Origin of the sequence: Streptosporangium sp. NPDC049046 (assembly GCF_040649155.1) — a bacterium.
GTDB lineage: Bacteria > Actinomycetota > Actinomycetes > Streptosporangiales > Streptosporangiaceae > Streptosporangium.
Genome location: NZ_JBEZEZ010000018.1, coordinates 33,483 through 53,050, shown reverse-complemented (window position 1 = coordinate 53,050; position 19,568 = coordinate 33,483). Strand labels below are relative to the sequence as shown.

The following is a 19,568-nucleotide window of genomic DNA, read 5'->3' as shown; positions in this document are numbered from 1 at the left end:
CGTGGGCCATGGGTGTGAGCGTGGATGAATTCCTGGAGATGGTGAAGCGGCTGCCGGAGACCGAGCAGGGCGACGGCGGTGAGTGGGTCTCGCTGAAGGTGCGGGGCAAGGGCTTCGGCTACCTGTGGGAGAAGACGGAGACCGTGGGGCTCAAGTCGACGATCGCCGAGCAGCTCGCGCTGGTGGCGGAGCGGCCGGAGGTGTTCGAGATCCAGTTCACCGCGGGCCAGTTCGGCTGGGTCGTGGTCCACCTCGCGAAGATCGACGCGGACGAGCTGTTCGAGCTGGTCACCGAGGCGTGGTGCCTGACGGCTCCCAAGAAGCTCGTCGACGCCCACGAGGCCGCACACTAGCCCCGGTTGGCCCCATTTTCCGCATGTGCCGCATCGTTGCTGGTCAAATGCCATATTCGATCAGGTTGGCTGGGGAATCGTGCTGGTTCGGGGGTGGCACATGCGGAACGCGGGGCCGACAGGAGGTTGGCTCACGGGAAGGTGAGCGTGCGGCTCGTGGTCACGGTGACGCTTCTTTGGTCTCCTGACCGCCGGTGGCCGGCTCCGTCGTTCGGTCGCTGCCGGGCCGGTCGGCCGTCGTCAGGCGTCCGTAGGTCGTCTGTCAGTTGTTGATCCCACGGCCGGTGCCGCTACCGCCGATGCTGTCGCTGATACCGCCGCCGATACCGACGCCCTCGCCGATGCCGACACGCTCGCGTCCGCGTTCGCTTCCTCCGTGCTCACGCCCGTAGTCCTGCATGTGCCCGCGTCTGTTCTCATGTCGGTGCTTGTGCCGGTAGTTCCGTCCGTACTCGTACCGGTGCTCGCGCCGGGCGCGGCACCTTTCGGGGTTCTTGTGCTCGCGGCAGGGCTTCAGGGCGGAGGTGGCGGTGGTCGGGGTGGTCACGGCCACGGTGTCCGCGACGGCGGACGGGGTCGGCATCGCCACGGGGACGACGAGGGCGGAGGCCGTCATGGCTCCGGCCGCCAGGGCATTCCTGATCATGGTCATGGCAGATCACTCCACATCGAATCGATGTCGAATCGGTCGAGCCCGGGGTGGTGCCCGGGCCGGCGAAGCGCCACGCCGCGTCGAGGGCGACGCCGACACGATGCGTAACCTGTCTTCACGGTAAGTGGTTGGGGATGCGGGAGTCTGCTAGCGGATCCCAAAGGCTTGGGGCGGTCGGATTACCTGGCGGTAGCGGAAAGAAACGGAGGCGGGGGGATCGGTGACGCTCGGCTATCGGTCTCGGCGGAAGGCTCGCGTCCCGGCAGGGTGTCATTCGCGGCGGAACCGCCAGGGTTCGGTAGATCGTCCTCGTCCGAGCTCCTGTTTTCGTGGGAGAACCCCCCCGTCGGCCGGGGCCGCCATGGCGCTCGGGCACCGGTTTCCCGTATCCGTCATCGAAGACCGTCGGCTTCGAGAGGGCATCCACCAGGGGAAATGCCGAGTCCGAAAGAGCGTCCGGGGCAGGCAGGGTTCGAAGGAGCGTCCGTCGTGGGGAACGCCAGGTCCGAGGAAACGCCGGATACGAAGGAACGCTGTCAGCGGGGAACGCCGGATCCGAAAGAGGTGTGCAGGGTGGAGGAGGCGACGACCCGGCCCGCGACGACGACGTGGCGGGGTGGCGCGTGCCCGGTGAGGGCCTCGCGGAGGGTTCGTCCTTCGAGGACGACGAGATCGGCGGGGGCACCGGCCTCCAGACGGTGGACGGGCAGGCCGACGACCCGCGCGGCGTCGACGGTCACCATGTCGTACAACCGCTCCAGGGCTTCGTCGGTGCGCGCGTCGAGCAGGTGGGCGGCGAGGAAGGCCACCTCCAGGAGGTTGTGCCGCCCGAACGGGTAGTAGGCGTCCTCGATGTCGTCCTGGCCGAGGGCGACCGGGACGCCGGCGTCGGCGAGCTGGAAGACCGGCAGGTGGAGCGGCCCGGTGTGCGGATCGCTCACGAATCCGAGCCCCGCGGCGCGGCACAACCCGGCCAGGCGGCGCAGGTACGGCTCGGGGTAGAGCGCCATCGCCCTGGCGTGCTGGGCGCTGCCGCGTCCGACCATGTCCCGCGCCAGCAGTTCCCGCGCCAGCATCTCGGTCGTGCGCAGTCCCGGGTCCCCCGCGTCGTCGACGAGCATGGCGACGCGCAGGCCGTGCCGCTGGGCGAGGCCGACCATGCGCCGCACGTGCTCGGCGGCGTCGGTGTCGGTCCACTCGATCCAGGGGATGCCGCCCACCACGTCGGCGCCGAGCCGTACGGCCTCGACGACGAGTTCCTCGGTTCCGGGTTCGCGGAGCAGGCCGTCCTGCGGGAACGCCACCACCCGCACGTCGACCACGCCGCGAAACTCCTCGCGCAGTGCCAGCAGCGCCTCCAAGCCGGTGAGTCCCGCCTTCGGGTCGATGTCGGAGAAGGCCTGCACCGCCCGGACGCCGTGTCGTACGGACTCCAGGAGCACCGGCCTCGCGCGTTCGAGGACGGATCGCGTGGTCTGGCCGGTCTTGACGGCGGCGGCCGTCTCGATGGCGCCCATCGCGGCCCCCATCGCGCCCGCGGTGTACTCCGAGAGTGCGGCGGACCCGGCGCGGTCGAGGGTGTGGGCCTTGCACAGGTGCAGGTGCGCGTCCACGAACGGCTCGGTGACCAGGGCGCCGTCCGCGTCGAGGGTCACGCCGGTCGCCGGGGGCAGGTCGGGATCATCCTCGGCGACGTGGCTGATGAGCCCGCCCGTGGCGGCCAGCGACCACCTGCCGGGACGGCCGCGCAGGGTGGCGTTGTGGATGAGCAGGTCTGGAGCGTCCATGGCAGCACGGTAGAAGCACACCGGCGGGAGCGTGACGGCCAGATCTGCCAAGCCGGGTCCTTGCGAGTGTGGTGGTTCGAAAGGGAAGAGGGCGACGTTCCCATCGAGAGAGGGGAGATCGTCCATTGTGGATCCCCGCGGAAAACCGGCTTAACGGAGCCGTAGTCCCGCGATGACGAGCCCGACCATGAGGCGCGCGTCGTAGCGGGGGTTGTCGGCGCCGATGCAGAGATTGCCGATGCCGTGCATCAGGACGAGGGCGTCCATGTCGGGGACGATCTCGCCCGCCGTGGTGGCGGCGTCGAGCAGGTCGGCGCAGACGGGGACGAGGCGGTCGAGGAAGTAGGCGTGCAGCGTCTGGAAGGCGGCGTCGTTGGACCGCAACGCCTCGGCCAGGCCGTGCTTGGTGATCAGGAAGTCGACGAAGAGGTTGATCCAGCTCGCGAGCGCGGCGTGCGGTGTGGTGCTCTTCGCCAGCAGTACGGGACCGGCCTCGGCGCACGCCTCCACCTGGTGGCGGTAGACCGCGACGATGAGGTCGGCCCGCGTCGGGAAGTGGCGGTAGATCGTGCCGACGCCGACGCCGGCCTTGGCGGCGATGTCCCGCACGGGCACGTCGACGCCGGAGGAGACGAACATCGCGGCGGCGGCTTCCAACAGGGTCTTCTCGTTGCGCCGGGCATCGGCCCGTTTGCGTGGGGGCGACGATTCGCCACTCGTACCGGTCATTGTTGCCCCCCTTGCGAAGCGGAACCGTGTTCCGTATATTCGAAGCGGAACCGAGTTCCGCATTGTCAGGATGTCAGCCCGGCAGGCCCATGCCAACTCACGGCCATCGCCGAACCACAGCCGCTGACACGTCACGGTCATCATCACATCGCCACGTCGCGAAGGAACAATCATGCACGCACTGCCAAAGCCCACGCCGGTCGTCTCGGTGCACCCCGTCACGCTGCCGGCCCCGGATCGCGGAGAGGATCTGCGGGTACGGATCTCCGCCCCCACGACCGGCCACGAGCTGCCCGTCATCGTCTTCTCCCACGGTTTCGGCCAGTCGGCGACCGGCTATGACCCGTTGACCGGCTTCTGGGCCTCCCACGGCTTCGTCGTCGTCCAGCCCACCCACCTCGACTCGCGGACGCTGAACCTCCCGCCCGACGACCCGCGCACACCGCTGATCTGGAGGCTCCGGGTCGACGACCTGAAGCTCGTCATCGACCGGCTCGACCTCCTGGAGTCGTCCGTCCCCGGCCTCGCCGGACGCCTCGACGGCACGCGCGTCGCCGTGGCCGGGCACTCCTGGGGCGCCCAGACGGCGAGCACGCTGCTGGGAGCGCGAGTCCTCGACGCCGACGGCGTCCCCGGAGAGGACATGTCCGACCCGCGGATCAAGGCGGGCGTACTGCTGGCCGTGACGGGCACGGGCGGAGCCGACCTTTCCCCGTTCGCGGCCGAGCACTTCCCCTTCATGAGCCCGGGCTTCGCGGACATGACCACCCCGGCCCTCGTCGTCGCGGGCGACCGGGACGACTCCCCGCTGTCGGTCCGGGGTCCGGACTGGTTCACCGACGCCTACCACTTGAGCCCGGGTAGCAAGAGCCTGCTCACCCTGGCCGGGGCGGAGCACTCGCTCGGCGGTGTCGCCGGTTACGAAGTCAGGGAGACGACGGACGAGAGCCCCGAGCGGGTCGCCCTGATCCAGCGGCTCACGTGGGCCTACCTGCGCGACGCCCTCGGACTCAAGGACTCCACCTGGCCGGCACCGGTGGAGAACGCCCTGGGCAGCCTCGACTCCAAGTAGGGATTTCACCCCTGCCGGAAACCCGGTCGTGCCGGGGAGCGTCGGTCGGCCGGTTCCGCCGGCCGGGCTTGGGTGGGCGGTATTCGGCCTGTGCGGCAGCACGGGATTCGGTTGTGTCCTGTAGGGGGAAAGCCGCACATTCCAGAGTCAGGCCGCCGCCGTGGATGCCACGGCCGGGCCTCCTCGCAGGCGGTCGAGGTGTCGGGCGGTGAGGTCTTGCCCGTGGGTGCTCATCATGGATGCATGGATCGAGCCTTGGCCCAGGACACGAAAGGGAACGCGCTGACGGCGTTCCTGCCGGCCGCACGCGTCGCCGGCGCGCCGGACGACGCGCCGATGCCCGCGGCCTTGGTCGCGGTCTGGTGCGGCCGGCACCTGCTACTGGTCTTCGACCGCTTCCGCGGGGAGTGGGAACTACCCGGCGGCAGGATCGATCCCGGCGAGACACCTCTCCAGGCCGCCGTACGGGAACTCCATGAGGAGAGCGGTCTGCGGCTGCCCACCCTCACCTTCGCCGGGTACGCACGTTTCCGGCTCGTCGGCCCACCACGCGACGAGTACGCCGCGATCTACACCGCCCACGTCCCCACTCTCCACGACGCCTTCACCCCCAATGGGGAGATCAGCGCCATCCGCTGGTGGGACACCGCCGACACTCCGCCCGATGGCACTCAGGTCATCGACGCGACCCTGGCGCAGCACACTCGCCTTCAGCGGCACTTGAGCGATTGACTCGCCTCGGTATTTCCGTCCTCATGTGCGAGAGGAGTCCGACGGTTTCGGTGAATTGTCGGGTTTGGTTATCGCATCGACGGCTGGATGGTCGAGCACGAAGGGAGAAGCACGATGGACCGGAAAATGTCGATGATCGTATCCGTGACGCCCGCCCTCACCTATTTCAGGCGCGACTCCGCAGATAATTCATCGAGATCACGACTTGTCAGAAAATTACACGATGTATGTCAATATCCAGCGCTCTGACCGGTAAGCTACAATCATATTACCTGCCGTCGTCATAAATCATTCCATGTCTTACCTTTCAGATATGTTCAACCGCCCCGCAGAGGGCGGGAAGAAGGGGTGATATGGGAAAGAAAAAGAAGAACTCCTTTGCTCACGACGCCATCGACGCCGTGGCCACGGTCGCAGGTTCAACGGTCGCGGTGAAGGTCACGCTCCTCGGCACCGCCGCCGGGCAACCGGCGGCCGGAGCGCTCGGGGGTGCCTACGCGGGCAAGAAGGTCCGGGACGAGATCAACAGCCTGAAGACCCCGGAAGGCCGCAAGAAGTGGGGCGAACGTCTGGACAACCTCGGTGAGAACACCCGAAACAATCCATGCCCCGGAGCCTGACGATCGGCACGCGCGTGATCTCGACACAGGCACACACAAGATCCACCCCTGGTGCCGAGTAGCGGGAAACAGACCCTCGACGGCCGGAGACCCATCACATGAAGCCGAGGTCTCCGGCCTCCCGCTCCCGCCCAAGCCGGCGTGGCGCAGACGGCGAGTACGCTGCTGAGAGCTCTGCCGGACCAGACCGGAGGCCGCGTACCATTGCGTTCGGCCGTTCCCGCGCGAGATCGCCCATCGAAAAACCGCTCACCGGCGACGATTCCGCCCCGTGGTGAAAGTCCTACGTGTAACCGTTCTTACCGACCGTCACGAGGACTGCCATGACCCACGACAGAACATCGTCCGACATGACCGCTCCGGAACCGAGGCTGCGTCTTCGCCGTCTTCGCCGTCTTCGCCGCGCCTCCGGCATCTGGCCACTGGTCCACGCCGAGCGGGCGGCCCTCGCGGCCGACCTGGCGGATCTCACCGACGAGCAGTGGGCGACACCGTCGTTGTGCTCCGGACTGACCGTGCGCGAGGTGCTGGCGCACCTCACCTCGGCGGCGACCCTCACTCCGGTGAGGTGGATGGCGGGCGTGATCCGCTGCCGGTTCGACTTCAACAGGCAGAACGCCATGCGGCTCGCCGAACAGTTGGGCGCGACCGCGGCTGAGACGCACGACAGGTTCCGTCGTGTCGTCGCGAGCACGACCAAGCCGCCCGTCCCGGTCGTGGCGATGCTGGGCGAGACGATCCTGCACGCCGAGGACATCCGGCGGCCACTGGGTATTCGCCGTGACTACCCGATCGGGACCATCACCCGGCTGGCCGAGTACTACCAGGGCAGCGACTTCGTCGTCGTCGCCAAAGGGCGGATCGCCGGCCTGCGGCTCGTCGCCGACGACGGCCCCTTCGCGACCGGCTCCGGTCCGCTCGTCTCCGGCACCACCCTGGCACTCACGATGGCGATGACCGGGCGCATGACGTATTGCGACGAACTCGACGGCGACGGCGTCTCGATCCTGCGAGAGCGCGGTGAGATGGCATGACCGGGAACCTGCCGTCCGGACGCCTCTCACCGCTCGGCAGGCGGAGCCAGATCATGTTCGTGTTGATCGCACGCCACGCCCTCATCAACTGCTCCACTCCGGTACGGGCTCAGTGGCCGAGGCGGTCCAGGTTCTCCAGCACCTCGACCGCGCTGGGGGAGAACGCGCAGATGTAGGAACGTCGGACCGTACCGAGTCAGGCACCCCGGCGTAACGTCGCGAAACGCGCCGCCGCCCCCTCGTCACGCGCTTCGTCGCACACCACCGAAAATGGTGCTCCCCCTTCGCGAGAGCGGCAACCGTTGGGCCCCTTCGGCATATATTCGACCACTCTGAGTATTCGGACACTCACGGAATTCGGTCGAAGACCTGCGAGACGCCGCATCGTACAGTGAAGATATGGCCATGCTGACTGTCGACCTTGATGCCAGAGCGGAGAAGGCTTTGAGCGAGCTGACCGCTGATGGCCGTTCCGTGACCGAAGCGGTTCGTGAAGCTCTTGTCGTCGCCCAACGACTCCATCGGATGGAGGAGGCCCGGATCGCGGCCGAGAGGCTGGCCAAAGATCCCGCCGACAGGGCCGAAGCCGAAGCGATCATGAAGGACACGGAGCACCTGCGTGCGTGGTGACGTGTACCGGCTGCGCGCTCCTCGTGACGCGATGGCCCATGAACAGCGAGGCGAGCGCTTCGCCGTGATCCTCCAGTCGGATTTCCTCTCCCACCTCTCCACCGTCCTCATCGCACCGACCTCGGCCAGTGCACCCCCCGCCCCCTTCCGTCCCGAAGTCGAACTGCTCGGCAAGCAGAGCCGGGTCATGGTCGAGCAGACCATGGCTGTCACCCTGCACCGTCTGGGCGACTTCGCCGGTCGCCTGGACCCCGCCGAGATCGAAGAGGTCGACGAGGCCCTCCACACGGTCCTCGGGCTGCTCCGATAGAGAAAGCGCCGGATGGGCGCCTTTTCGCCGTGATCCCACTTCCGATGGAGTACGAGAACGGGATCACGGCAGAAGGCGGACGCTCCGCGGACTGGACTAATCAGAACCGTTCGATCACTGCCCCGAGGCCGGTCGAGCTCACGCTCGGTTCACGACCTCCTGGAGGAGCTTCGCGATTCGGTCGACGTCGGATTCGGCGGTGCGCCAGTTGCTGAACGCGGCGCGTAGCGCGGGCACCCCCTCGTGGATGGTCGGCGTGAGGAACGCCTCGCCGGAGTCGGTGATCGCCTCGGCCACCTCGGCGATCCCCGCCGTGGTGGGAGAGGAGGCGAGGGTGAAGCAGACCACGTTGAGCCGTACGGGGGCGAGCAGCCGGTAGGCGGGCATCGCGGCGATCCGCTCGCCGAGTGCGGCGGCGAGGGCGATGTCGTGCCGGACGATCTCCGCGTGCCCCTCGCGCCCGTACGCGGCGAGGGTGAACCAGGCGGCCAGCGCACGCAGGCGCCGGGAGTTCTCCGGCGTGAGGTGTACGAGATCGGGGACGTCGCCCACCGGGGTGAGATAGGCGGCGGAGTTCTGGAAGACACGTAGCTGCAGGTCGCGGCGGCGGGTGAACTGGACTGCGCTGTCGTAGGGCACGTTCAGCCACTTGTGCAGGTCCACGCAGACGGAGTCGGCCTCGCCGAGGCCCGCGACGAGGTGGGCGTGCTCGGGCGAGAGCGCGGCGAAGGCCCCGAACGCGGCGTCCACGTGCAGCCAGAACGGGTGGTGCTCGCGCAGGGCCGCGATGGCGCGCAGGTCGTCGAAGTCGACGGTGTTCACCGTGCCGGAGTTGGCGACGACGATCGCCGGAGCGCCGTCCAGCCGGTCGAGTTCCTCGGCGAGCCGGGCCACGTCCACCGCCTCCCGGCCGGGCAGCAGGCCGACCCGCCGGAGCGCCGACCGTCCCAGGCCGAGCATGGACAGCGACTTGACGGTGCTGGAGTGCGGGCTTCCCGACAGCACGGTCACCGGCCCGAGCACCGCGACGCCCTCCTCGGCCACCGAGACGCCGCGTCGCTCGCCCAGCCACTCCCTCGCGATCGCGAGGCCGGTGAAGTTGGACAGGGTCGCGCCGCTGACGAACGCCCCCTCGTGCTCGGGGGGCAGGCCGAAGAGGTCACGCAGCCACCCGACCGTCTCCCGTTCGAGGTCAGGGGCGAGCGAGTCCAGGCCCGAGGTGGGATTCTGGTCGAGGGTGCCGGTCAGCCAGTCGCCCGCGAGCGCGGCGGGCGTCACGCCGCCCGTGACGAAACCCAGGTAGCGGGGGCCCGCACCGGCCGCGAAGCCGGGCTCCCACCGCCGCGCGAACTCCTCCAACGCCCCCCGCAGGCCGATCCCCGCCTCGGGAAGTGACGCGGGCGCGGGCCTGGCCGGCGTCCGCGCCGCCGCCCGGTCGCCGAGTCCGGCGAGGAGGCGCGCGGCGTAGGCGCGGGTGGCCTCAAGCAGTTCGGGGAGGTGGTCACGGTCGGTGTCGAGCGACCCGCGTTCGCGACCGGTCCCCGCCGCCTGCGGCGTCTCGGGCGGGTGGCCGCCGGTGGGCGACGGCCCAGGAGCGTGAGAGGTGACCGTTTTGTCGCTGGCGTCCATGCCTCGACGCTACGACGCCGGTCGGACGTCTGACCAACGACCCCCGGGGTACGGACTCGGTCTTCGGTGATCATGCGAACTCACCCCCGTGCGGGGCCGGTATGCGACCGCCCGGCCGGGCGAATATCGGCAGGCGGGAGGCTACGAGGCCGTTGCTCGATCGCCCGGCCGACCATGAAGGGGCGGCCGATCGGACGGGAGCCGCTGTCTTTACTGGCTGTCGGCGCAACTGTGTTCACTTCTGTCACGCTCGTGAGCGCCCGTTTCGCGAACAAGCCACCGAACATTCTGGAATGATCGCTGAATATCCTGTCGGACATTCGAGACTGACGGACAGTGACTGATGCCCCCCATCGATCAAATCACCGCCTTCGCATCGGACCAACCGATCCTGACGGTCATCATCGGCGTGTTCGCCCTCGTCCTGCTGGTCGTGGCCTACTTCGCGCTTCGCGCCGTCCAGCGGATAGCGGTCCGCTTCTTCCACTCCCATGTCGCGCCCCGTCCGGTGGAGGACATCCTCACCATCGTCGCCGCCAGCATCGCGACGGGCGTCTCCGCCCAGGGCATGTGGCGCTTCTCCGGTGACGTGCTCGGCTTCGACGGCCCGCTGAGGCTGCTGCTCTTCGCCTTCATCGAGGTCGCGGTCATCACCAGCGCGGTCCGTGCCCGCCGCAACATGCGGGAGAACTTCTCAGCGGGCATCGACGGCATCGCCGTGTGGGCGCTCACCGGCCTGACCGCCGTGCTGTCCAGCATGGACGCCCGCAGCACGGCCGAGGCCATCTTCCGGCTCGCCGCTCCCCTGGTGGCGGCGTGGCTGTGGGAGCGCGGCATGGCGATCGAACGCCACCGGATCAGCGGGCGCTCGCGCATCAACTGGCGGCTCACCCCCGAGCGGGCACTCGTCCGCATCGGGCTGGCCGAGGTCAGCGACCGTACGGCGAGTGAGGTCGACGCCCACCGCAGGCTGACCAGGGTCGCGCTGGCGGCCAAGCGCGCCCGCGCGCTCCGCGAGTCCGGGGCGTCCGACCGGAAGATGCGCTCGGCCCTCACCAAGCTGGACCGTGCCATGGACCGGGCGGTGGAGCACACCGGCCTGGCCGTCGACTCGGTGCGCCAGGAGGCCCTGCTCTCCCAGATCGGCGCCCTCTACAACACCTCCGCGCTGATCGACCTGACGCCGCCGGTGCCGTGGGAGCCGGAGCCGGCGCGTCCCGCGGTGGCCGCGGGTCCCTCCTCGTCGCGGTTCGGGGACGAGGATGACGACGACGAGGTCCAGGTGCTGGACGGTCCGCCGCCGGTCGTCGACACGGCGCAGCGCGCGGCCCTGATGCGCGCCGCGCGGGAATACTGGGACAAGCAGATCGAGCGGAAGTTCGTGCCCCGCGCGGCCGACATCGCCCACGAGACGGGGGTCTCCCTGGCCACCGCCCGTGAGTACCGTGCCCTCTGGAAGCTGGAGCCCAAGGCTCACGCGCTGCTGGAGGCCGCCTTCCACGAGCACGGGATCATCGACACCGGCACCTTCCCCGCGATCGAGACCGAGGAGCAGGTTCTCACCGTGAACGGGTCCTCGCCCGGTCGCTGACCCGGCCGTCGATCCCGCTCGATCCTGTTTGATTCCGCCGCTCTTCCGGCCGACCTGACGATCAGGTCGGCCGGAGGAAAAGGTCGGGCGGCCCCGCGTACGGTGACGGACCGGTCCGATGGATTCGCGTGCGGTGACCATCGGATGGCCGGTCGGTCCGGCCGCCCCGCGTACGGTGACCGATGGCCGGTCGGTCCGGCCGCCGCCCCGCGTACGGTGATCAGCGGGTCAGGCGGACTCGCGCACGACGAGGGTCGTGGGCAGTATGACCGGCTCCAGGTGTTCGGCGCCGTCGATGAGGGCGAGCAGCAGGCGGACGGTCTCCTCCGCGACCCGTTCCAGGGGCTGGCGGACGGTGGTGAGCGGCGGGTGGGTGGTGAGCGCCACCGCCGAGTCGTCGAAGCCGCCCACCGCGACGTCCTCGGGCACCCTCCGCCCCGCGGCGCGCAGGGCCGAGAGCGCGCCCGCGGCCATCAGGTCGGAGGCGACGAACACCGCGTCGATGTCGGGGGAGCGCTCCAACAGTCTGGCCATCGCGCTCTCCCCGCCCAGCTGGGTGTAGTCGCCGTGCTCGATGAGCCTCCTGCCGGCCTTCCTGCCGAGGATGTCGGCGAAGCCCTCCAGCCGCAGCGCGCCGCCGGGGGTGTCGAGCGGGCCGGTGATGGTGGCGATCCGCCGGTGGCCGCGCTCCACCAGGTAGCGCGTCATCTGCCGGGCGCCCTCGCGGTCGTCGGCGGCGGCGTACGGGATCACGTTCTCCCTGCCGATGACCGCCCCCTGGGCGACGGCGGCCACCGGAATGTCCAGCAGCGCGTCCACCAGCTTGTCGCCGGCGTGGGTGGAGACCAGGAAGACCCCGTCGGCGTGGCCGCCGCGCAGGTAGCGGATCACCCGGTCGCGGTCGCCGTCGTTCCCGGCGATCATCATCACGAGCGACACGTCCCGCTCGGCGAGCCGCCGGGTGGCGGTGCGCAGCAGCACGCTGAAGGTGGGATCCTCGAACAGTCTCTCCTGCGGCTCCGACAGGACCATCACCACCGAGCCGGTCCGCTGGGTGACCAGGCTGCGGGCGGCCCGGTTGAGCACGTAGCCCGTCTCGGCGATGGCCCGCTTGACGGCGGCGTGCGCGGCGGGGCTGACGTACCGGTCGTCGTTGAGGACCCGGGACACCGTTCCCCGGGACACCCCCGCCACCGCCGCGACGTCGTGAATGGTCGGACGCTTCGCCATGCTCCCCATTTTCCCCTCGCCCGGCGGCCGATCGGCCGGGCCTCAGCTTTTCACGGCCCCGCCGGCCAGGTCGGTCCTCCAGTAGCGCTGCATCGTGAGGAAGAGCGCGATCAACGGGATGATCGAGAGCAGTGTGCCGGTGAGGATCAGGTTGTAGAGCGAGGGCTGGTTGGCCCCCGCGGCGAGCAGGGTGTAGAGCCCGACGGTGAGCGGGAACCTCTGGTCGTCGCCCAGCATGATGAACGGCAGCAGGAAGTTGTTCCAGATCGCGACGAACTGGAACAGGAAGATGGTCACCATGCCGGGCAGCATGAGGGGCAGGGCTATCCGGCCCAGCAGCAGCCGGTGCCCGGCGCCGTCGATGCGCCCGGCCTCCAGCAGCGCGTCGGGGACGGCGGCGGTGGCGTAGACGCGGGCGAGATAGATGCCGTACGGGCTCAGGATCTGCGGGAGCAGGACCGACCAGTAGGTGTCGGCGAGCCCGATCCGGGAGAAGAGCAGATACTGCGGGATGGCGAGCACCACGGCGGGCACCAGGACGCCGCCGAGCAGCAGGTTGAAGATCAGGTTGCGGCCGGGGAAGCGATATTTGGCCAGGGTGTAGCCGGAGACGGCGGAGACGGCCGTGGAGAGCAGGGCGCCGCCGCCCGCGTACAGCAGCGTGTTGAGCATCCACAGCCAGAACACGCCGTCGCGGTAGGCGGCGAGGTCGGCGAGGTTGGACAGCAGGCCGGTGCCGGGGGCGAAGGTCGAGGTGGAGAACAGCTCCGCCTTCGACTTGCCGGCCGCCACCAGCACCCAGCTGACCGGCAGCAGGCAGTAGAGCGCGCCCAGCAGCAGGATCGCGGTCGGCGCGATCCCGGCCGGGCCGCGTCCCCGGCGTCGGCGGCCCGCCCCGGTGAGGGGTGTGGTGGCCATCAGCCCTCCCCGAAGGCGCGGTCGCGGACGACGCGCAGGAAACCGAACGACAGGACGAGGGAGATCGCCGCGATGACGATCGAGGTGGCGGCGGCCGAGTAGAGGTCGCCGGTGACGAAGGCGTCGCGGTAGACCTTCATGAGCGGGCTCCAGGTCGAGCTGATCGTGTTGGTGAGCGGCCGCAGGGTGGTCGGCTCGGTGAACACCTGGATCGTGGCGATGATGGAGAAGACCGTGGTCAGGATGATCGCCGGCAGCAGGATCGGGACCTTGACCCGCAGCGCCGTCTGGATCTCGCTCGCCCCGTCGATCCTGGCGGCCTCGTAGTAGGTCCTGGGCACGGCGCGCAGCGCGGTGTAGAGGACCAGGGTGTTGAAGCCGACGCCGCCCCAGACCGCCACGTTCGCCATGGACAGCACCACCGTGCCCGCGCCGAGCAGGTCGATGTCGAGCACCTGGCGGATCGGGCTGAGGCTGGGCAGGTAGAGGAAGCCCCACAGCAGGGTCGCGGCCACGCCCGGCACCGCGTACGGCAGGAAGAGGGAGATCCTGGAGAAGCGGGCGAGCCGCACGTGCGCGGAGTCCAGCAGCAGCGCGAACAGCAGGGCGAGCCCGAGCATGACGACGAGCACCAGCAGGCCGTAGCCCAGGACGCGCAGCCAGCCGGCCCACAGTTCGCCGTCGGCGAGCGTCGCCGCGTAGTTGTCGAGGCCGGCGAAGACCTCGCGGCGGGAACCCTTGCCCAGGCCCAGTCCCGAGACCTTCGTGCGCCGCAGGCTGAGGTAGGCCGTGTAGGCGATGGGGAGGGCCATGAAGAGCGTGAACAGCGCCATGGCCGGTGCGAGGAGGAGGTAGGGGACGGCGCTCGCGGTGCGAACGCCGCCGGGGCGTCGTTTCATTGGGCGAGCTGGAATCCGGACTTCTGCATGTCCGCGACCGTCGCGTCCTGCATCTTCACGAGGGCGTCGGAGAACGCCGACCTGTCCTGCAGGGCCTTGTCGAAGGCGTCCTTGAAGGCGTTGTAGGTCACGTTGACGTTCGGGCCGAAGGTGAAGCCGCGGGCGCCGCTCGCGATCGTGGCGGTCCGCTGCCAGAAGTCGGGCTGGTTGGCGAAGTATTCGGGGGCCTCGCCGAGCATGGTGGCGCCCTTGGTGGCCGCCGGGTAGAGGGCGCCCTCGGTGACGAGCAGGCCGAGCGCCTCGGGGTCGGTGTTGAGCCAGGTCGCGAACTTCGCGGCGGCGGCGAGGTGGGGGGACTTGGCGGAGACCGCGGTGGAGGAGCCGCCCCAGAAGCCGCTCGCGTTCTCGCCGGCGTTCCACTGCGGCAGCGGGGCGATCGCCCACTTGCCCTTCGCCTTGGGGGCGTTGCCGGACAGCACGCCGGGGGCCCAGACCGCCGAGGGCCAGGTGAGCAGCCTGCCGTCGTTCAGCGCCTTGTTCCACTCGGGGGTGAAGTACGGCTGGTCGTCGATGGCGCCCTCGGAGACGAGACCGCCCCAGTAGTCGGCGACCTTCCTGGTGGCCTCGTCGTCGACGGCGACCTTCCAGGACTCGCCGCTGATCGACCACCACTGGGCGCCCGCCTGCTGGGCGAGGCCGACGAAGGAGCCGGGGTCCTTGCTGGAGAAGGTCCCCAGGAAGACCTTGGGGTCCTTCTTCCGCACGGTGCGGGCGGCCTCGGCGTACTCGTCCCAGGTCTTCGGCACCTCGATGCCGTACTTGTCGAACAGGTCCTGGCGGTAGTAGAGCATCATCGGGCCGCTGTCCTGGGGGAGCGCGTAGACGGCGTCGGTGCCGAGCGTGACCAGGCCCCAGACGCCCTCGCCGAACTCGCCCTTCGCCGCGCCGGCCTCGCCGGAGAGATCGGCCACCGCGTCGGCGGCGACGAAGGAGGGCAGCATCTGGTACTCGGCCTGGACGAGGTCGGGAGGGTTTCCCGCCTTGGCGGCGGTGAGGAACTTGGCGGCCGCGTCGTCGCCGCCGGCCTGCTTGCTGACGGTGACCTGGATGTCGGGGTTGGCCTGGTTCCAGACCGTCACGATCTTGTCCATGTTGGGGACCCAGGTCCAGTAGGTGAGCTTCACCGGCCCGGCGGGGGCCGAACTCCGCGTGTCCGGGGCGGCCGCCTCCTGGGGGGTGCCCGAGCACCCGGCGGCCAGGGCGGCGGCGAGGAACGCGGTCGCCACCGCTACGAGCCGGTTCATCTGCATGTGTTCCTCCGTGGGGGTCCGTGGGGGAGTTCAGGACGGGTTCATGGCGGGTTCATGACGGGGCGTCGGCCGCTGGGAGGCCACAGGGGCGGGGCCGTCGGCGAAGTCAGCGAGAGAGGCCGGGGAGGGGAGGCCAGTGGCACCTCTCTGGGAACGTTCACAGACTGAAATCAGCCGGGACGCGCTGTCAATGCCCGTTACGTTCTTGTTAACCCGCTGCTGCTCCGGGAATCCCGCCACTGGTCTTCCGTGAAAGACGGCCGTAGATTACTGTGCACGTTCACAGAAATCGTTCGAGGGGGAGTCGTTGTCCGGATATCCCGCCCTGCCAGAGGGCATCGCGTACGGCGGGGACTACAACCCCGAGCAGTGGCCGGAGGAGGTCTGGCGCGAGGACGTCCGGCTGATGCGCGAGGCCGGGGTGAACCTGGTCAGTCTCGGGGTGTTCAACTGGAGCATGCTGGAGCCCGCCGAGGGGGTCTACGACTTCGACAGGCTGGACAGGATCGTCGAGCTGCTGCACTCCTGGGGCATCATGATCAATCTCGCGACGCCGACGTCGTCCCCGCCCACCTGGTTCAGGACGGCCCACCCCGGCGCCCGCCTGGTCGACCGCGAGGGCCACGTCATCGCCGGCGGCACCCGGCACAGCTTCTGCCCGAGTTCCCCCGAGTACGCCACCGCCTCCCAGCGGCTCGCCGAGCGGCTCGCCGAGCGCTACGCCGGGCATCCGGCGATCGCCATGTGGCACGTCCACAACGAGTACGGCTGGGCCAACGCCCGCTGCTACTGCGAGACCTCGGCCGAGGCGTTCCGTGACTGGCTGCGCGAGCGGCACGGGGACGTGGCGGCGCTCAACGCGGCCTGGGGGACCACGTTCTGGGGGCTGACCTACGGCTCGTTCGAGGAGGTGGAGCCACCGAGGCTCGCACTGCCCGGCCAGTTGACGGCCCTGCAACTCGACTACGCGCGCTTCTCCGTCGAGGCGCACATCGCCAACTTCCGCCGCGAACGCGACACCATCCGCCGCTTCGGCGACCAGCCGGTCACCACCAACTTCATGATCGCCAACTGTGTGGCGATGGACTACTGGCGGTGGGCGGACGAGGTGGACGTCGTCTCCAACGACCACTACCTCGAAGCAGTGCGGGCCGAGAACCACATCGAGCTGGCCATGGCCGCCGACCTCACCCGCTCGGTGGCGGGCGGTCGGGCGTGGATGCTCATGGAGCACTCGACCGGCGCCGTCAACTGGCAGCCGCGCAACCTCGCCAAGCGGCCGGGGGAGATGCGGCGCAACAGCCTCGCCCACGTCGCCCGGGGATCGGACTCGGTGCTGTTCTTCCAGTGGCGCGCCTCCCGGCACGGCGCGGAGAAGTTCCACTCGGCGATGCTGCCGCACGCCGGGACGGACTCCGACCTCTGGCGCGACGTGGTCGCCCTCGGCGCCGACCTGCGCGGGCTGGCCGGCCTGCGCGGCTCCCGCGTCGAGGCCGAGGTCGCGCTCGTGTGGGACTGGGAGTCGTTCTGGGCGCTGGAGCTGGAGTGGCGCCCCTCGGTCGACCTGCGCTTTCGCGAGCGGATGGAGGCCTACTACGAGGCGCTCTGGCGCGAGCACGTCACCGTCGACTTCGCCCGCCCCGGGGACGACCTCTCCGCGTACCGGATGGTCGTCGTCCCCAGCTCCTACCTGCTCACGGAGGCGGCGGGCAAGAACCTGCGCCGCTACGTGGAGGCGGGCGGGCACCTGGTCGTCTCCTACTTCTCCGGAATCGTCGACGAGAACGACGCCGTCCACCCCGGCGCCCCTCCCGGCGCGCTGCGCGACGTGCTCGGCCTGACGGTGGAGGAGTTCCACCCGCTGCCGGAGAACGGCACGGTGCCCGTCGGCGACGACGGTCTGACCGGCCGGATCTGGTCCGAGCGGGTCCGCCTCGCCGGGGCGCGCGCCGTGCACGCCTTCACCGGCGGGCCGGACGCGGGCCACCCCGCGGTGACCCGCCACGAGCTGGGCGCGGGCACCGCCTGGTACGTCGCCACCGCCCTCGACCCGTCCCCCGACCGCGCCCCCAGCGTTCCCGAAGGGTTCCGGGACCCCGACCGCGCCCCCGGCGCCGGCGTTCCCGAAGGTCGCCGTGACTCCGGTGACCCCGGTGACCTCGGCGGCCCGGCGGGTGACACGGGAACGGGCGCCGAGCGGGATCTGCGCGCTCTCCTTCGCGCGGTCCTCGACCTGGCGGGCGTGTCCCGCCCGCACGGCCTGCCCGACACCCTGGAGCTCGTACGCCGGGGCCGCCACCTCTTCCTCATCAACCACGGCGAGGAGCCGGTCACCGTCCCGGAGGTGAGCGGGACCGGGATGCTCGACGGCGCCGCGTACACCGGGTCGGCGACCGTGCCCGCCGGCGGCGTCACGGTCGTCGAGCCGGCCGGAGACGCGTGATCGTCCCCGGGGTCGCGCCCGCCACCTGAGCGCGGCACCCGGGGTCTCGGGGATCGTCCACATCACTCCTGACCAAGTGAGGACCCTTGAAGAAGATCCTGACGGCACTGCTGGTGTGTGCCGCCGCCGTCCTGGTGCCGTTACCGGCCCGAGCCGCCCCCACGGTCGCCAACGGCGGCTTCGAGACCGGAGGCGGCGTCGCCGCGCCGGTCTCGTGGAGCACCGCGGGCAACGCCTCCGCCGACTTCACCGAGGCCGGCGGTCGCACGGGCTCCTACCGCCTGTCGCACTGGTCCACCGCCGCGTACACCGTCGAGACCAACCAGACGCTGACCGGCCTGGCCTCGGGCACCTACACGCTCCGCGTCTGGGTGAGGTCGGGGGCGATGAGCCAGAGCTGGATCGCGCTGCGGAACTGCGGCTCCGCCGAGAGGCGGACCCACGCGCCGGTCAGCTCCTCGGAGTGGATCCAGATCGCCGTCACCCAGAACGTGACGGGCGGCCAGTGCACGATCTCCCTCGGCTCCGCCGCGGCGGCGGGCGGCTGGGCCAACTTCGACGACGTCACCTTCGCGGCGGGGTCGGCGACGCTGGCGGTGAAGGGCGCCGACACCTCAAGCCTGCCCAAGTCGGAGGCGTACGGAGGCAGGTACCACGACGCCGGAGGCGCGCGGGGCGACGCCCTCGCGATCCTGGCGGCGGCCGGAGCCAACTACGTGCGGCTGAAGGTGTGGGTGAACCCGGCCGACGGCTACAACAACAAGGCGCGGGTGCTGGCCATGGCGCAGCGGGTCAAGGCGAGGGGGATGCGCCTGCTCGTCGACTTCCACTACTCCGACACCTGGGCCGACCCCGGCAAGCAGTACAAGCCGGCCGCATGGAACGGATACACGCTCGCGCAGCTCAAGACGGCCGTCTACAACCACACCTACGACGTGCTGAACGCGCTGAAGGCGCAGGGCACCACCGCGGACATGGTCCAGGTCGGAAACGAGATCAACGACGGCATGCTCTGGGAGGACGGCCGCAGCTCCAACTTCGGCAACCTCGCCCAGCTGCTCAACTCGGGCTACAGCGCGGTCAAGGCGGTCTCGTCCTCGACCAAGGTGGTGCTGCACCTGGCCGAGGGCGGCGACAACGGGCTGTTTCGCTGGTGGTTCGACAGCGCCGCGGCCCACGGCGTGAACTACGACGTGATCGGCGTCTCCTACTACCCCTACTGGCACGGCACGCTCGGCGCCTTCCAGGCGAACATCAACGACATCGCGTCCCGCTACGGCAGGCCCGTCCTGCTCGCCGAGACCGCCTACCCCTTCACCACGGGCAACGACGACGGCCTCGCCAACATCATCACCGCGGCGACCCCGTACCCCGGATACCCGGCCTCGTCGGCGGGCCAGTCGGCGATGCTGCGCGACGTGATGAGCATCGTGCAGGCCGTGCCGGGCGGGCGCGGGCTCGGCGCGGTGTACTGGGAGCCCACCTGGACCGCGGTGACCGGGAACGGCTGGGACCCGGCCGACCCGTCCTCGGGCAACGGCTGGGAGAACCAGGCGCTGTTCGACTTCGCCGACAGGGCGCTGCCCGCCCTCGCCCAGTTCGCCCACCAGTGATCCTCGCGGCGGCACG

General features: G+C 69.9%; 19 protein-coding genes. 11 read left to right on the top strand and 8 right to left on the bottom strand.

The window, feature by feature from the left end; genetic code table 11:
- Positions 1–8 precede the first annotated feature (8 nt).
- Positions 9–353: an MmcQ/YjbR family DNA-binding protein gene (locus AB0B96_RS24935; protein ID WP_350946020.1), complete on the top strand. Its 345-nt coding sequence runs from the start codon at positions 9–11 to the stop codon at positions 351–353.
- A gap of 262 nt (positions 354–615) precedes the next feature.
- Here the strand turns inward: AB0B96_RS24935 and AB0B96_RS24930 are convergent, their stop codons facing one another.
- The 3 genes from AB0B96_RS24930 to AB0B96_RS24920 form a co-directional block, all read right to left on the bottom strand.
- Entirely contained in the window at positions 616–1,005 is a 390-nt protein-coding gene (locus AB0B96_RS24930; RefSeq protein WP_362902250.1) for a hypothetical protein, read from the bottom strand.
- 536 nt (positions 1,006–1,541) lie between these two features.
- Positions 1,542–2,792 (bottom strand): amidohydrolase family protein, encoded by a 1,251-nt coding sequence (locus AB0B96_RS24925; RefSeq protein ID WP_362902248.1) that lies wholly within the window; start codon positions 2,790–2,792, stop codon positions 1,542–1,544.
- A 150-nt stretch (positions 2,793–2,942) separates the two neighbouring features.
- Positions 2,943–3,521 (bottom strand): TetR/AcrR family transcriptional regulator, encoded by a 579-nt coding sequence (locus tag AB0B96_RS24920; RefSeq protein ID WP_362902246.1) that lies wholly within the window; start codon positions 3,519–3,521, stop codon positions 2,943–2,945.
- A 172-nt stretch (positions 3,522–3,693) separates the two neighbouring features.
- Between AB0B96_RS24920 and AB0B96_RS24915 the strand changes: the two genes are divergently transcribed.
- The 7 genes from AB0B96_RS24915 to AB0B96_RS24885 all read left to right on the top strand — a co-directional run bounded on the left by AB0B96_RS24915 (position 3,694) and on the right by AB0B96_RS24885 (position 7,919).
- Complete coding sequence (locus tag AB0B96_RS24915) at positions 3,694–4,593, top strand: alpha/beta fold hydrolase (RefSeq protein WP_362902244.1); 900 nt, start codon at positions 3,694–3,696, stop codon at positions 4,591–4,593.
- A gap of 243 nt (positions 4,594–4,836) precedes the next feature.
- Positions 4,837–5,325 carry an NUDIX hydrolase gene (locus AB0B96_RS24910; RefSeq protein ID WP_362902242.1) on the top strand — a complete coding sequence of 163 codons (489 nt, stop codon included), beginning with the start codon at positions 4,837–4,839 and terminating at the stop codon, positions 5,323–5,325.
- Between the two features lie 353 nt (positions 5,326–5,678).
- Positions 5,679–5,945 carry a hypothetical protein gene (locus AB0B96_RS24905; RefSeq protein WP_350946026.1) on the top strand — a complete coding sequence of 89 codons (267 nt, stop codon included), beginning with the start codon at positions 5,679–5,681 and terminating at the stop codon, positions 5,943–5,945.
- Positions 5,946–6,295: 350 nt separating this feature from the next.
- Positions 6,296–6,979: a maleylpyruvate isomerase family mycothiol-dependent enzyme gene (locus tag AB0B96_RS24900; protein WP_362902240.1), complete on the top strand. Its 684-nt coding sequence runs from the start codon at positions 6,296–6,298 to the stop codon at positions 6,977–6,979.
- A complete protein-coding gene (locus tag AB0B96_RS24895) occupies positions 6,976–7,155 on the top strand; it encodes a hypothetical protein (protein ID WP_362902238.1) in 180 nt (59 codons plus the stop codon). The genes AB0B96_RS24900 and AB0B96_RS24895 overlap by 4 nt, the downstream gene beginning before the upstream one ends.
- Before the next feature lie 223 nt (positions 7,156–7,378).
- Entirely contained in the window at positions 7,379–7,609 is a 231-nt protein-coding gene (locus tag AB0B96_RS24890; RefSeq protein ID WP_350946028.1) for a hypothetical protein, read from the top strand.
- On the top strand, positions 7,599–7,919 hold the full coding sequence (locus AB0B96_RS24885) for a type II toxin-antitoxin system PemK/MazF family toxin (RefSeq protein WP_362902235.1): 321 nt from the start codon (positions 7,599–7,601) through the stop codon (positions 7,917–7,919). Before AB0B96_RS24890 ends, AB0B96_RS24885 begins: the two co-directional genes overlap by 11 nt.
- A gap of 138 nt (positions 7,920–8,057) precedes the next feature.
- Here the strand turns inward: AB0B96_RS24885 and AB0B96_RS24880 are convergent, their stop codons facing one another.
- Complete coding sequence (locus AB0B96_RS24880) at positions 8,058–9,548, bottom strand: pyridoxal-dependent decarboxylase (protein WP_362902233.1); 1,491 nt, start codon at positions 9,546–9,548, stop codon at positions 8,058–8,060.
- 343 nt (positions 9,549–9,891) lie between these two features.
- On the opposite strand from AB0B96_RS24880, the gene AB0B96_RS24875 reads away from it, so the two are divergent.
- Positions 9,892–11,139 (top strand): hypothetical protein, encoded by a 1,248-nt coding sequence (locus AB0B96_RS24875; RefSeq protein ID WP_350946031.1) that lies wholly within the window; start codon positions 9,892–9,894, stop codon positions 11,137–11,139.
- A gap of 228 nt (positions 11,140–11,367) precedes the next feature.
- On the opposite strand, the gene AB0B96_RS24870 is transcribed toward AB0B96_RS24875, so the two are convergent.
- Genes AB0B96_RS24870 through AB0B96_RS24855 form a run of 4 tightly spaced genes read right to left on the bottom strand, consistent with a single transcriptional unit; the run spans position 11,368 to position 15,490 of the window.
- Positions 11,368–12,369 carry a LacI family DNA-binding transcriptional regulator gene (locus tag AB0B96_RS24870; RefSeq protein WP_350946032.1) on the bottom strand — a complete coding sequence of 334 codons (1,002 nt, stop codon included), beginning with the start codon at positions 12,367–12,369 and terminating at the stop codon, positions 11,368–11,370.
- A gap of 42 nt (positions 12,370–12,411) precedes the next feature.
- Positions 12,412–13,287 carry a carbohydrate ABC transporter permease gene (locus tag AB0B96_RS24865; RefSeq protein ID WP_362902230.1) on the bottom strand — a complete coding sequence of 292 codons (876 nt, stop codon included), beginning with the start codon at positions 13,285–13,287 and terminating at the stop codon, positions 12,412–12,414.
- Complete coding sequence (locus AB0B96_RS24860) at positions 13,287–14,186, bottom strand: sugar ABC transporter permease (RefSeq protein ID WP_362902228.1); 900 nt, start codon at positions 14,184–14,186, stop codon at positions 13,287–13,289. The genes AB0B96_RS24865 and AB0B96_RS24860 overlap by 1 nt, the downstream gene beginning before the upstream one ends.
- Positions 14,183–15,490, bottom strand: coding sequence for a sugar ABC transporter substrate-binding protein (locus AB0B96_RS24855; RefSeq protein ID WP_362902226.1), 1,308 nt, complete (start codon positions 15,488–15,490; stop codon positions 14,183–14,185). The genes AB0B96_RS24860 and AB0B96_RS24855 overlap by 4 nt, the downstream gene beginning before the upstream one ends.
- A gap of 313 nt (positions 15,491–15,803) precedes the next feature.
- On the opposite strand from AB0B96_RS24855, the gene AB0B96_RS24850 reads away from it, so the two are divergent.
- Together AB0B96_RS24850 and AB0B96_RS24845 are read left to right on the top strand one after the other, a co-directional pair.
- Positions 15,804–17,939 carry a beta-galactosidase gene (locus AB0B96_RS24850; RefSeq protein ID WP_362902224.1) on the top strand — a complete coding sequence of 712 codons (2,136 nt, stop codon included), beginning with the start codon at positions 15,804–15,806 and terminating at the stop codon, positions 17,937–17,939.
- 86 nt (positions 17,940–18,025) lie between these two features.
- Positions 18,026–19,552, top strand: a complete 1,527-nt coding sequence (locus AB0B96_RS24845; RefSeq protein ID WP_362902222.1) for an arabinogalactan endo-1,4-beta-galactosidase — start codon at positions 18,026–18,028, stop codon at positions 19,550–19,552.
- The last annotated feature ends 16 nt before the right edge of the window (positions 19,553–19,568 follow it).